We start from the raw sequence: 12608 nt of genomic DNA, 5'->3' as shown, positions 1-12608 counted from the left end.
GGGCAACATGATTAAAAGAATTTATTGATAAAAGGTCTCACTAATGCTTGAGGTGAATTCACATAAACATCTAAAAAAATACTATCAAAACAATCTTGCTCTATGGCCTCATAATTTGACCCTAACTAGATTGATCTCTAGAAGCTTAAGTCGTAAAGATAATACTTTTATTCAATTATCAAGTGATAGTAAAAATTTTTGGTGGCCTGGCCTTTTGATTCCACTTTGCTTGCATAATAATAATATTGTGCTGATTCTTTCAGAGAGACAACATCGACTCTTGTTTGAAGTGGAATTACCAAAGTTAAGATCTAGTCGATTAGGTTTTGATTATGTAGAAGGAATAGAATTAATTCCTTCAGATGAAAAAATTTGGGTTCTAAAATACCAAGATCTTATTTTTGCAAATGAGAAAGATTTATTAAAAAATCGCCAATTAATTTTTCTTGAATCTGAGTTTATTTCTAGTGAGCTTAGAGAATCTATGTCGATCAAAATTACTCCAAAAGATTGGGAGAATTTAATTGCTTCTCACTCACATTTTGAAGCTCCAATTATTGAAGTTCATGAGCGTTTAAATCGAATTTTTTTCAGTCATTCCGTAAGTTCTGATGCTGTCATAAGAATTGACTATAGGGAACTTTTAGCATTAAAAGAAATTCTCAAAGATGACTTGCCTTCAATAATGCCTTGGAAACGAGCTCTTAACGTCGTCAACAATGAATGGGTAACATGGGCGAAACTAGATAATCGAAAACTTAGTTGGGATTGGTATATTGAACCTTTGCTTCCTTTACAACTTCTCTCAGGTCTGCTCTCGGAAAATGCTCTTTTGATGCTGCATAACTCAGGTCAAAGTGATTCTTTCTTTTTAGATTTAAATAAAAAACAATTTACTTTCAATGTGAGGGTGAATTTAGGAAATAAATTTGATCAAGAATCTACTCCTTTGTTTGTTCCTAAAAGACAACCTTTGCCAAATACGTCTCATTTTTATCGCCATATTATAAGACAGTGTCAAAGATTAATTCTTGGTCGTACTCATCCAACTATTGTTTTGGTAGATGATTTGCAACTACGACTTCAGATAACTAGTGAATTAGCTGGAGAATTTGGGTTGAGAGTCGTTCATGAAACTACTAATATTGAGATGAATGGGATTATTTGTTGTAGCTGTAATTGGTGGATTATTAATCAGCACAATTTGCCAACCCCAGATCAATTGATTTTCCCAGTGATTCCATTGCCTACTTTAGAATCACCTTGGATTGCCGCTAAAGTTGAAATGCTTAAGCATCAAGGTCGTGACTGGTTTCGAGAATTCCTTTTCCCGGAAACCCTTACTACCCTTCTTAAATCCCTTGCAATTGTTAGGGGTAAAGATGTTAGAGTCGCCATCCTTGACGGCCGTATGCACTATAGGAGTTGGGGAAAACTAATATTCGAAGCTCTTGAACCGTGGGTTGCTTTAGAGCGTTTATTGCCTTATTAAAATCAATCTCTTAGATTAAAAAATATTTTTTTTTATAATGGGAGAAGCTCGCCGAAGATCTGAGCAAGGATTAAAACCTCGTAGCAAGAAAAGCTCTAGGAATGAGTCACCTCGTATTGTCTCTTGGTTTCCTGTTACGCAAGCGCAAAGAGATCAATTTATACAATTAAGTATTCGTGCAGGATGGATAGGTATTGCTGCTTTAGTTATTCTTTGGGTAGTTGTTCGCTTTGTTGGACCTGCTGCAGGGTGGTGGATTCCTGCAGATATCAGATGAAGTATAGGATTTTTATCTTTAACCGTTCGCTGAAACTTGGCTTAGGTTTGGTCGTGATGAAGACTGACGAGCAGCTGCCGCTAATGGTCTCATTGAATTAGCACTTACTTCTGAGCCTTCAGTTAATTTTTCTTTAACTAACTTTTCAATTATTTCTTTTGATTCAGGGTTTTGTTCAAGCCAAGTAATGGTATTGTCTCTCCCTTGCCCAATATTGTCACCTTCATAGCTATACCAAGCTCCTTTACGAGTGACGACATTAGTCTCATCTGCTAAATCAAGAAGACAACCAAGAGTGCTAATTCCTTTTCCAAAAAGAATATCAAATTCGGCTATTCGAAATGGAGGTGCAACTTTGTTTTTTGCAACTTTGACTTTTGCACGAATTCCATATTCTTCAGTTCCTCTCTTTAATGTTTGAATACGACGAATATCTAATCTTACAGAGGCATAAAATTTAAGAGCGTTTCCACCGGTTGTTGTCTCTGGATTCCCATATGTAATGCCAATTTTTAGACGTAATTGATTTAAGAAAATCACTGTGCAACCAGACTTGCCAATATTTCCAGTAATTTTTCTCATTGCTTGACTCATTAGACGAGCTTGAGCACCTACTGAGTGATCACCCATTTCTCCTTCTATTTCTGAACGGGGCGTAAGTGCAGCGACTGAATCAACAACAACTAGATCGACTGCAGCAGATCTAATAAGTTGGTCAACGATTTCCAATGCCATCTCTCCTGTATCTGGTTGAGAGACGAGAAGATTCTCGACGTCAACACCAAGAGAAGCTGCATAGACTGGGTCAAGAGCATGTTCTGCATCTACAAATGCAGCAACTCCGCCGTTACGTTGAATCTCGGCTATTGCATGTAATGTTAGCGTTGTTTTCCCAGAACTTTCGGGACCATAAACTTCAATTACACGCCCTTTTGGATAGCCGCCACCTAGAGCTAGATCAAGAGTTAAAGCACCTGTAGATATCGTTTCTACACGCATTTTTGATGCGTCCCCAAGACGCATAATCGAACCCTTCCCGAAATTGCGTTCTATTTGCCCAACCACTAAGCTCAAAGCTTTTTCTTTCTCTCCAGATTTTGCGTCTATTTTCTTAGATTCAGTTGATTGGAGTGACTTACCTTCGTTTGACATGACAAATAACTTTAATTCAGAGGGATAACAAGAGACGTTGGGATTGATAATGAAATACTCAGCTCCTCAACGAATAGCAATTAAACCGATAGTACAGACGTACGCTATTAAGTCAAGACCACTTAGGAATAGGTTCTTGTAAAGTGTCTAAATTTAGTAATTTAATGCCAGAAGGAAGATTATTTCGATCATTAGGTTTCAAGTATCCCCAGTTTGCTAAGTAACAAGGAATAGATTTCAGATTGGGATCTTCCAAGACTTTTTCTAAAGTAGTTCTACGATCTTCAATAAACCCTCGAATTATTCTTTTCTGCAAGAGTTGGTTCAAGACATCGACTTTGCTTCCTGATTCGTGACCGAACACAAGCTTTGGCTGAAGATCGAAACAGTCCAAAAGTTTTTTTGTGAACTCGATACTTTTTGTTGTTAAAACAGCAAATTCAATGCCTTCCTTCTCAAGTGTCTTGAGGCGTTGAGTGACTAAAGAAAAAGGCTGATGCAAATTTAACCATTGATTGAAATTATTTGATATTGCTTCTCTTCTCGTTTGATTTAAAGCTTCTTGTAACTTAGAAGGCGTCCAACTCCATCCATTCAGTGCTGAAGCGCAATCTTTTGCGTAATTTTTTGAGTAACTCTCAATACCTTTTAAGTTTAGTTGACTAGTTTTATCTGAGCATTCAGCAGCCAAGATAACCATTTCCCAACCATGATTAACCCAGGGCCTCAGGGCTTTAAAAGCTACGGGAATCTCTCTAGGAAAAGAAATTATTTCTTTTTCTTTGTCAGAAAGTATGTTGAGACAAGTTTGACGAGAACTAAACCAATACTCCTCAATGCCGTCGACGATGACACCATCAAAATCCAGAACAAGTAAAGGTTTTTCTATCACTAACTGTTGAAAACTGGGCCGCTAGGATTCGAACCTAGGAATGTCGAGACCAAAACCCGATGCCTTACCACTTGGCGACGGCCCATTGTTCCAGATCTATGTTTGCAGTTGAGAGACAAAGATTTGGATTCTTTCTATTAGATAATTGCATATTTGATTCAACCCTGTCATGTCTTTATCCAGTTTTTTTTAGTTAATTGGAAAATTTATTCATCAATACAGCCCGAATTGGGCTTGCGATTGATCGATTTAGCTAGGAAAATTCAATTATAAAGATTTTCTTACAAGCCAAGGATTGATTAGCCGCTTTGCCTCGGAAAGAGCAGCCTCCCAGCCTTCGGGCCACTCTCTAAGACTAATTCCTTTTTGTTGAGCTTCTTCTAACCAAGGTTGGATTATCTTTCTTGCTTTCCCTCCAAAAGCCACTCCTTCAGGCCCTTTAATCTCTGGTAGATACTTAATTGTCGATTCATTAGTCCCTCCAGCAAGTTGTAAGGGTCCTGGTGGTGCTATTGGGCGTATTCTTTCCCAAAGTTTTACTGCGATTTTTGCCGCGCCTTCTCCGAGATCTCCACTCATTCGACGCCCATCAATTTGCCAAAGAGGTTTTTGATTATGAATTCTCAGAAATTGATGTCGAAGCCAAAGTTCTTCTGCTAATTGCTCATGGTTTATTCCGTGGCCTTGTAAACCGCAACTAACAGATAATCGTTTTAGTTGCAGGTCGACTTTAAAAATTTCTTTGATTGTTTTTTCAAACTCTTTGCCTCTTCCGGGAGCCGTATGAATTTCTACCGCATCAGGTTTGATAGTAGTTAACAATGGACCAAAATCTTTCAGGGTTAATCTTCGATCTTTTTCTTGAATAATACCTAACGGGCATGTATCAATACATCTGCCACATCCATAGCATTTATTAGCCTTTACACCACCTTTGTTTTCAATTGCGTGAGCTGGACAAATGCCTTGGCAAGGTCTTACGCAATTCGATGGGCATAGGTCTGGATTAAACCAAGCTTTGCGAAAATGTGCATCTTTTCCATCACTTAAGCTGATCATCAGCCAAGGTTTTTTTCCATAAGTTTCGAAAACCCAATTAATAGCATTGCGAGCTGCATTGATAACAGCTTCGTCGGCAGCGAGGTCAATGCAATGAACCCCTGCAGCTCCATAAATTGAGCAAAGATCAGTGATGGAAGGTAAGTCTTGATTACTTGCTCCACAAATTAATTTTACCCAGTTACCTTTTTTGAGAGCTTCAGAATTGCAAATCGATTTTTGAGTAATCACCGTGATGAATTTCTAATCTTTATTGATGAATTCATTTAATGGTTGCCATTTAATACTTCGAGCCCCTCCCATCTCAATAACAATTTTGATGCGAGGTTCCTTTTGGCAGAGATTATTTATTGCTAATAGTTCTGACTTGGATAAGACTTGACCCTCTAATAACCATAAAACTAAGGGTTTATCTTCGACTAACAATTCATTTAATTGAGGAATAACTTGTTGAACTTCTCCTAAGGCCCCATTTCTCCCAACATTTTGATGCCCCAAATGTGGTGGTCTGATTCCATGTAATTGGGTAAGAAAGACAACTGGATCTCCTAATCCTCTGGCGGAAGTTATCTTTGTTTGATATCCGCTAGCTCTAAGTCTTCGAAGTAAACGAGTTTCTGCTCCACCTTCTAATGGACTAAGGATGGCAAGGCAGCCGAATGATTCAAGATCAGTGCGAAATTTCTGACCAGAGAGTAATAAAGGCATCCTTAAATCAAATTCTTTATCTTATTCAACTGAAGCATCACACAAAATGGGTGTTAATAGTGTAATCTTTTAAGTTGCTAAAGCTTTTCTATGCCCGCCCGCTAGCCGGGCCTCTAGACACTTGAGCAGACTAGGCGTTTGCGTTTAGTCTTTTTGGCCTGTGCAGAAGAATTTATTTTCTTTTGTCGAGATACTCTTTGAACTTTTTGAAAAGTTTGAAAAAGTCTCAGCCAGCTGATTGTCGCTAGCATTTTTCCAAATAAATTGAACTTCAATTAACTTCAACTTTTTTGGCTAGATAGGCGATTTAATTCAGATTCCAAGTCTCTCTTACAGATTGACCTTTTAGCTGGTGTTTATTTAACTCATGTCTTTAGGAATCTTAGGTAAGAAGTTGGGTATGTCCCAACTCTTCGATGACCAAGGCAGAGCCGTTCCAGTCACTTTGATCGAAGCGGGTCCCTGTCGAATCACTCAATTGAAATCTGCTGATACGGATGGCTACGCCGCTGTACAAATTGGCTTTCAATTAATTCGTGAAAAACTTATCAACAAGCCTTCAAAAGGTCATCTTGCAAAATCAGGAGATCACCTTTTGCGTCATCTTCGAGAGTACCGAGTAGAAAATTCTGGTGAATTTCAGCTTGGTGCTGCAATAACTGTTGATGATTTCGAAAAAGGTCAAAAAGTTGATGTTAGTGGCGACACAATGGGTAGAGGATTTGCCGGTTATCAAAAGCGACATGGTTTTAGCCGAGGCCCTATGAGTCACGGCTCAAAGAATCATCGATTGCCTGGTTCGACAGGAGCGGGAACAACTCCTGGTCGTGTTTATCCTGGAAAAAGGATGGCTGGTCGTATGGGCGGCAAAAAAGTCACTACTAGAGGCCTTGAAATTTTAAAGATTGATACAAATCACAATTTATTAGTAGTAAAAGGATCTGTGCCAGGGAAGCCTGGATCTCTTTTAAACATAAGACCTGCCAAAAGAGTTGGCGTCTCTACCCAGCAAGGAGGTAAATGATGACTAACTGTACTGTTCTTGATTGGCAAGGTAAGGAGGCTGGAGAATCATCAATTGATTTGAAAACCGCCAAGGAATCTTCCGCAGCAGATTTATTACACCGTGCTGTTTTGCGTCAACAGGCTCACAGTCGCCAAGGGACTGCAAGCACTTTGACTAGGTCTGAGGTTCGAGGAGGCGGACGAAAACCCTATAAGCAAAAGGGTACTGGTAGAGCAAGGCAAGGCTCAATTAGGACTCCTCTGCGACCAGGAGGTGGAATTATATTTGGTCCTAAGCCTCGCAAATATAACTTGGAAATGAATAGGAAGGAAAGAAGACTTGCTCTTCGGACTGCTCTAATGAGTAGGATTTCAGACTCAAAAATAATTAAAGACTTCGGTTCAAAGCTAGAAGTTCCTAAAACAAGCGAAATTCTTTCTCTACTTAAGCGAGTAGGAATTAATGCTGATGGGAAAATTCTTATTATTCTCAATAAGCCATCAGAAATTGTAAAGCGCTCAATTAGAAACTTAGAAAAGATAAAGCTTATCTCTGCTGATCAACTAAATGTGTTTGACCTTCTCAATGCCAATTCTTTGGTAATAGGCGAAGACGCATTATCAACCATTAAGGAGGTCTACGGTAATGACTAAATTTTTTGATGAACGACTTACTGATGTGATTAAGCGTCCTTTGATAACTGAGAAGGCCACAAAAGCTTTAGATCTAAATCAGTACACTTTTGAAGTCGATCCAAGAGCAGCTAAGCCTGACATAAAAGCTGCTGTGGAAAAGATGTTTGATGTCAAGGTTCTTGGTATTAGTACTATGAATCCCCCAAGAAAAAGCAGAAGAGTTGGTAGGTTTTCTGGAAAGAGACCTCAGGTGAAGAAGGCTGTGGTTCGCCTAGCAGAAGGCAACTCAATACAGTTATTCCCAGAATCAGAGGAGGATTAAAACAATGGCAATAAGAAGTTTCAAACCTTACACACCTGGTACTCGTACAAGAGTAGTAACTGACTTTAGTGAAGTTACATCCAACAAACCTGAGCGCTCACTTGTCGTATCCAAGCATCGCAAGAAAGGGCGTAATAACAGAGGGGTAATTACTTGTCGTCATAGAGGAGGAGGGCATAAAAGGCTATATAGAATTGTTGATTTTCGTCGAAATAAGCATGGTGTTTCGGCCAAAGTTGCGGCAATACATTATGACCCACATCGGAATGCAAGGCTTGCGCTACTCTTTTACTCTGACGGTGAAAAGAGATACATACTTGCACCTGCGGACATAAAAGTTGGACAAGAAGTTATTTCAGGTCCAGATGCACCAATTGAAACTGGTAATGCTTTACCACTTTCTTCAATGCCTTTAGGTTCAAGCGTTCATTGTGTTGAACTTTATCCAGGTAGAGGCGGACAGATGGTTCGTACAGCTGGAGCTAGCGCTCAAGTCATGGCTAAAGAAGGAGATTATGTTGCGTTGAAATTACCTTCAACTGAGGTTCGTTTAGTCAGAAAGGAATGCTATGCCACCCTTGGAGAGGTTGGTAATTCTGAGATTAGAAATACAAGCCTTGGAAAAGCTGGAAGAAGAAGATGGCTTGGAAGACGACCTCAAGTCAGAGGAAGTGTCATGAATCCATGTGATCACCCTCATGGAGGGGGAGAAGGAAAGGCACCTGTTGGACGTGCTGGTCCTGTGACCCCTTGGGGTAAAGCTGCTCTTGGTTTGAAAACCAGGAAGAAAAATAAGCCCAGCAACAAGTACGTTCTTCGAAAACGACGCAAGGTATCTAAACGGAGTAGAGGAGGTCGCGATTCATGATTTCTATCTTTCTTTACCAATTCTTTTAAACAGTTATGGGACGTTCACTAAAAAAAGGGCCATTTATTTCAGACAGTTTGCTTCGTAAAATCGAGAAGCAAAACTCTAATGACGATAAAGCTGTTATCAAAACATGGTCTAGAGCCTCAACAATTCTGCCAATGATGATTGGCCATACAATTGCTGTTCACAATGGAAAGAGTCACATACCTGTTTTCATAACTGAGCAAATGGTTGGACACAAGTTAGGAGAGTTTGCACCAACTCGAACCTATAGAGGTCACATCAGAGATAAAAAAGGAGCACGCTAATCATGACTACTTCAACTTCATCTACCAAAACGACAGCCCAAGCCTATGGGCGTTATATTCGCGGATCTGCTTCAAAAGTACGACGAGTTCTTGATCAAATAAGAGGAAGAACTTACAGGGATGCTTTGATCATGCTTGAATTCATGCCTTATCGATCAACTGAGCCAATAACAAAAGTATTGCGATCAGCTGTTGCGAATGCAGAAAATAATCTTGGTCTTGAACCTTCTTCCTTGGTAATTAGCACTGCTACAGCTGATATGGGCCCACCAATGAAACGCTATAGACCTAGAGCTCAGGGCAGAGCATTTGCAATTAAAAAGCAGACATGCCACATCAGCATTGCTGTTTCGGCCATTCAATCAACCAATTCTGAGGACTCTGACTGATGGGACATAAAATTCACCCCACTGGAATTAGGCTCGGTATCACTCAAGAGCATCGTTCTAAATGGTACGCACCAAGTAAAACTTATCCTTTACTACTCCAAGAAGATGATCGGATCCGTACTTTCATCAAGAAAAAGTATGGAGCAGCAGGCATAAGTGATGTCTTGATTGCTCGAAAAGCAGATCAACTTGAGGTTGAATTAAAAACTGCTCGGCCAGGAGTAATAGTTGGCAGGCAAGGTAGTGGTATTGAAGAACTCAGATCTGGTATTCAAAAAACAATCGGTGATAGAAATAGACAAGTACGTATCAATGTTGTTGAAGTAGAAAAAGTTGATGCAGATGCTTATCTTCTTGCCGAATATATTGCGCAGCAACTAGAAAAGCGTGTTGCCTTTAGACGAACTATTCGAATGGCTGTCCAAAGAGCACAAAGAGCTGGTGTCTTAGGTCTAAAAATACAAGTAGGCGGAAGGTTGAATGGCGCTGAAATCGCACGTTCTGAATGGACACGAGAAGGAAGAGTTCCTCTCCACACTTTGAGAGCAGAAATTGATTATGCAACCAAAGTAGCCACTACAACCTATGGCGTTTTAGGAATCAAGGTATGGGTTTTCAAAGGTGAAGTTCTTCCTAAAGAAGAACAGCCATTACCTGTTGGTTCTTCTCCTAGACGCAATAGGGGTAATCGAAGACCTCAACAATTTGAGGATCGTTCCAATGAAGCTAAATAAGGAGTTTTAATCATGCTTAGTCCCAAAAGAACCAAATTTCGCAAACAACAGAGAGGCCGTATGCGCGGCGTTGCTACTAGAGGCAACAAAATCGCCTTTGGTCAGTTTGCATTGCAAGCTCAAGATTGTGGTTGGGTAACCTCAAGACAAATCGAGGCAAGTCGACGTGCCATGACTCGTTATGTAAAAAGGGGAGGACAAATTTGGATTCGTATTTTCCCTGATAAGCCTGTAACGATGAGGCCTGCTGAGACAAGAATGGGATCTGGTAAAGGTAACCCTGAATTCTGGGTTGCAGTTGTCAAGCCTGGTCGAATCTTGTTTGAAATGGGTGGCGAAGAAATTACAGAGGAGATTGCAAAAGAGGCAATGCGTCTTGCTCAATACAAGTTGCCAGTAAAAACAAAATTTATTTCCCTAGAGGAAGATCTCAATAAGGGAAATTATAAACCTGCTAAAACGCAAGTTACGGCAGATAATTCGGAGTCATAACTATGAGTAAAACAACCATGAAAGATATAAGGAATTTCTCTGATTCCGAGATATCAGAAAAGATTGGAAATCTTCGTAAAGAACTTTTTGATCTTCGTTTCAAGCAAGCTACTAGACAGCTAGCTAAAACTCACCGTTTCAAAGAGGCACGAATTGAATTGGCTCAAATTTTAACGGTTTCTAATGAGCGAAGCCGCTCAAACACATCATCTTGATTTTTTAGTTATGGCACTTAAGGAAATGGTCGGCACTGTCGTCAGTGACAAAATGCAAAAAACAGTAGTTGTGGCTGTGGAAAATAGATTTCCACATCCTATCTACCAGAAAATTATTAGTCGTACGACTAGATACAAAGCTCATGATGCAGAAAACCATTGCAAAGTCGGAGACAGAGTTCGTATTAAAGAGTCTCCTCCTATGAGCGCTCATAAACGATGGATGGTTACAGATGTTCTCGTTCAGGGTATGAAATCTAAGGAGGCTGCAAAATGATTCAGCAAGAAACGTTCCTAACCGTTGCAGATAATAGTGGTGCTAAGCGTTTGCAATGTATAAGGGTCTTGGGATCCAATCGTCGTTATGCCCACGTAGGCGATGTGATAGTTGCTTCTGTTAAAGATGCTATGCCGAATATGGGAGTCAAAAAATCAGATGTAGTGAAAGCTGTTGTTGTTCGTACTAGAGCAACAATGCGTAGAGAGACTGGGAATTCAATTCGCTTTGATGACAACGCTGCAGTTCTTATAAATGATGACCAAAACCCAAGAGGAACTAGGGTATTTGGTCCCGTAGCACGAGAATTAAGAGAGCGCAATTTCACTAAAATTGTCTCCTTGGCTCCGGAGGTTATTTAATCATGCCAGCAATTAACAAAAACAAAGCTTCTTCTGATCGGATCAAAATGAAAATCCGTAAAGGGGATACAGTTCAAATTATTTCTGGAAAGGACAAGGGTAAAACTGGTGAAGTCCTTCAAACACTTCCCTATGAAAATAGAGTTGTAGTTCAAGGAATTAATCAAAGAACAAAGCATGTAAAACCATCTCAGGAAGGAGAAACTGGTCGAATAGAGACTAAAGAAACTTCTTTACATGCCTCAAATGTAATGATCTACTCAACTAAGGAAAAAGTTGCTAGTAAGGTTGAGATTTTTGTAGATAAAGATGGATCAAAGAAACGACGATTAAAGAAGACAGGAGAATTAATTGATTAATTAATTCACTTTTCCTTTGTCTGAATTAACTAAAGCAGACTTTCTTTCCTAATTGAATTCTGACCAAGACCAGAATCAACTTTTTTTCAGCCATGTCACTAAAAACCCGCTATCGAGAGACAATTAGACCAAAGCTTTTAAAAGATCTTGGTTTAAAAAATGTTCATCAAGTTCCTAAGGTGCAGAAAGTCACTTTAAACAGAGGTCTTGGTGAAGCTGCATCGAATTCAAAAGCTTTAGAAGCTTCTCTAGCTGAGATGGCAACAATCTCTGGGCAAAAAGCTCTTGTTACAAGAGCCAAGAAAGCAATTGCTACCTTTAAGATCAGACAAGGAATGCCCATAGGTTGTTCAGTCACACTTAGAGGCGATCGTATGTACGCATTTTTGGAAAGGTTCATTAATTTGGCACTTCCAAGAATCAGAGACTTTCGTGGTGTGAGTCCAAAAAGCTTTGATGGCCGAGGAAATTACACCATTGGAGTCAAAGAGCAACTTATTTTCCCTGAGATCACTTTTGACAAAGTCGACACCATTAGAGGCATGGATATCACAATCGTGACCAGTGCCTCCTCTGATGAACAAGGTAAGGCTCTTCTTAGTGAAATGGGAATGCCCTTCCGTAAAAAATGAGTTTGATTAGCTAAATACTATGGCCAACCACGATCCAATTTCAGACATGCTCACTCGTATAAGAAATGCAAGTGAAAAGCGTCATGAAAAAACTAGAGTCCCTGCTTCAAGAATGTCTCTTAGTATCGCTAAGGTTCTTCAGCGTGAGGGTTTTATCGCAGAAATCAATGAAGAAGGAGAAGGCTTTCGAAAGCATCTCATTCTTGGATTGAAATATACTGGTAAGCATCGCTCACCCATTATTCGTTCAATGCAGCGAGTGAGTAAACCAGGATTGAGGATTTATAAAAATACTCGAGGATTACCAAAAGTTTTAGGAGGCCTTGGAGTTGCAATAATTTCTACCTCTAGGGGAGTCATGAGTGATCGTGATGCTCGCAAGCAAGGAGTTGGAGGAGAAGTCCTCTGCTACGTATGTTGATTGAT

The 12608-nt window shown here is 39.8% G+C and carries 20 protein-coding genes and 1 tRNA gene; 16 read left to right on the top strand and 5 right to left on the bottom strand.

Annotated elements, in window-relative coordinates; translation table 11 throughout:
• Positions 1-43: 43 nt before the first annotated feature.
• Together AC6EIZ_RS06835 and AC6EIZ_RS06830 are read left to right on the top strand one after the other, a co-directional pair.
• Positions 44-1492 (top strand): helicase, encoded by a 1449-nt coding sequence (locus AC6EIZ_RS06835; RefSeq protein ID WP_498509910.1) that lies wholly within the window; start codon positions 44-46, stop codon positions 1490-1492.
• Positions 1493-1529: 37 nt separating this feature from the next.
• Complete coding sequence (locus AC6EIZ_RS06830) at positions 1530-1769, top strand: DUF2839 domain-containing protein (protein ID WP_498509908.1); 240 nt, start codon at positions 1530-1532, stop codon at positions 1767-1769.
• A gap of 18 nt (positions 1770-1787) precedes the next feature.
• On the opposite strand, the gene recA is transcribed toward AC6EIZ_RS06830, so the two are convergent.
• The 5 genes from recA to AC6EIZ_RS06805 all read right to left on the bottom strand — a co-directional run bounded on the left by recA (position 1788) and on the right by AC6EIZ_RS06805 (position 5580).
• Positions 1788-2921, bottom strand: a complete 1134-nt coding sequence (gene recA, locus AC6EIZ_RS06825; RefSeq protein WP_498509906.1) for a recombinase RecA — start codon at positions 2919-2921, stop codon at positions 1788-1790.
• Between the two features lie 112 nt (positions 2922-3033).
• Entirely contained in the window at positions 3034-3813 is a 780-nt protein-coding gene (locus AC6EIZ_RS06820) for an HAD family hydrolase (RefSeq protein WP_498509904.1), read from the bottom strand.
• A gap of 13 nt (positions 3814-3826) precedes the next feature.
• Positions 3827-3898: transfer RNA gene (locus AC6EIZ_RS06815), tRNA-Gln, on the bottom strand.
• 182 nt (positions 3899-4080) lie between these two features.
• Positions 4081-5103 carry a Light dependent period protein LdpA domain-containing protein gene (locus AC6EIZ_RS06810; RefSeq protein ID WP_498509902.1) on the bottom strand — a complete coding sequence of 341 codons (1023 nt, stop codon included), beginning with the start codon at positions 5101-5103 and terminating at the stop codon, positions 4081-4083.
• A 12-nt stretch (positions 5104-5115) separates the two neighbouring features.
• Entirely contained in the window at positions 5116-5580 is a 465-nt protein-coding gene (locus tag AC6EIZ_RS06805) for an NAD(P)H-quinone oxidoreductase subunit N (protein ID WP_498509901.1), read from the bottom strand.
• 367 nt (positions 5581-5947) lie between these two features.
• On the opposite strand from AC6EIZ_RS06805, the gene rplC reads away from it, so the two are divergent.
• The 14 genes from rplC to rpsH all read left to right on the top strand — a co-directional run bounded on the left by rplC (position 5948) and on the right by rpsH (position 12603).
• Entirely contained in the window at positions 5948-6604 is a 657-nt protein-coding gene (gene rplC / locus AC6EIZ_RS06800) for a 50S ribosomal protein L3 (protein ID WP_498509899.1), read from the top strand.
• Positions 6604-7239, top strand: coding sequence for a 50S ribosomal protein L4 (gene rplD, locus AC6EIZ_RS06795; protein ID WP_498509897.1), 636 nt, complete (start codon positions 6604-6606; stop codon positions 7237-7239). Before rplC ends, rplD begins: the two co-directional genes overlap by 1 nt.
• The gene (locus AC6EIZ_RS06790; RefSeq protein WP_498509895.1) at positions 7232-7543 is read left to right on the top strand and encodes a 50S ribosomal protein L23; all 312 of its coding nucleotides are present in this window, start codon (positions 7232-7234) and stop codon (positions 7541-7543) included. The genes rplD and AC6EIZ_RS06790 overlap by 8 nt, the downstream gene beginning before the upstream one ends.
• Before the next feature lie 4 nt (positions 7544-7547).
• A complete protein-coding gene (gene rplB, locus AC6EIZ_RS06785; RefSeq protein ID WP_498509893.1) occupies positions 7548-8411 on the top strand; it encodes a 50S ribosomal protein L2 in 864 nt (287 codons plus the stop codon).
• A gap of 35 nt (positions 8412-8446) precedes the next feature.
• Complete coding sequence (gene rpsS / locus AC6EIZ_RS06780; RefSeq protein ID WP_269608978.1) at positions 8447-8722, top strand: 30S ribosomal protein S19; 276 nt, start codon at positions 8447-8449, stop codon at positions 8720-8722.
• Positions 8723-8724: 2 nt separating this feature from the next.
• Positions 8725-9111 carry a 50S ribosomal protein L22 gene (rplV, locus tag AC6EIZ_RS06775; protein WP_498509891.1) on the top strand — a complete coding sequence of 129 codons (387 nt, stop codon included), beginning with the start codon at positions 8725-8727 and terminating at the stop codon, positions 9109-9111.
• Positions 9111-9845 (top strand): 30S ribosomal protein S3, encoded by a 735-nt coding sequence (gene rpsC / locus AC6EIZ_RS06770; protein WP_498509889.1) that lies wholly within the window; start codon positions 9111-9113, stop codon positions 9843-9845. The genes rplV and rpsC overlap by 1 nt, the downstream gene beginning before the upstream one ends.
• Positions 9846-9857: 12 nt before the next feature.
• On the top strand, positions 9858-10337 hold the full coding sequence (rplP, locus tag AC6EIZ_RS06765) for a 50S ribosomal protein L16 (protein WP_498509887.1): 480 nt from the start codon (positions 9858-9860) through the stop codon (positions 10335-10337).
• Positions 10338-10339: 2 nt separating this feature from the next.
• A complete protein-coding gene (gene rpmC, locus AC6EIZ_RS06760) occupies positions 10340-10552 on the top strand; it encodes a 50S ribosomal protein L29 (RefSeq protein ID WP_498509885.1) in 213 nt (70 codons plus the stop codon).
• Positions 10553-10562: 10 nt separating this feature from the next.
• Complete coding sequence (gene rpsQ / locus AC6EIZ_RS06755; RefSeq protein WP_498513215.1) at positions 10563-10829, top strand: 30S ribosomal protein S17; 267 nt, start codon at positions 10563-10565, stop codon at positions 10827-10829.
• Positions 10826-11191: a 50S ribosomal protein L14 gene (gene rplN, locus AC6EIZ_RS06750; protein ID WP_011295463.1), complete on the top strand. Its 366-nt coding sequence runs from the start codon at positions 10826-10828 to the stop codon at positions 11189-11191. The genes rpsQ and rplN overlap by 4 nt, the downstream gene beginning before the upstream one ends.
• 47 nt (positions 11192-11238) lie before the next feature.
• Positions 11239-11550, top strand: coding sequence for a 50S ribosomal protein L24 (gene rplX, locus AC6EIZ_RS06745; RefSeq protein ID WP_498513213.1), 312 nt, complete (start codon positions 11239-11241; stop codon positions 11548-11550).
• A 92-nt stretch (positions 11551-11642) separates the two neighbouring features.
• Complete coding sequence (gene rplE, locus AC6EIZ_RS06740; RefSeq protein WP_498509883.1) at positions 11643-12182, top strand: 50S ribosomal protein L5; 540 nt, start codon at positions 11643-11645, stop codon at positions 12180-12182.
• 19 nt (positions 12183-12201) lie between these two features.
• Positions 12202-12603 (top strand): 30S ribosomal protein S8, encoded by a 402-nt coding sequence (gene rpsH / locus AC6EIZ_RS06735; protein WP_498509881.1) that lies wholly within the window; start codon positions 12202-12204, stop codon positions 12601-12603.
• The last annotated feature ends 5 nt before the right edge of the window (positions 12604-12608 follow it).

The sequence above is a fragment of the Prochlorococcus sp. G4PB16 genome, from assembly GCF_059772465.1.
The sequence above is the reverse complement of the archived record's forward strand: the minus strand, read 5'-3'. Positions and strand labels throughout refer to the sequence as shown.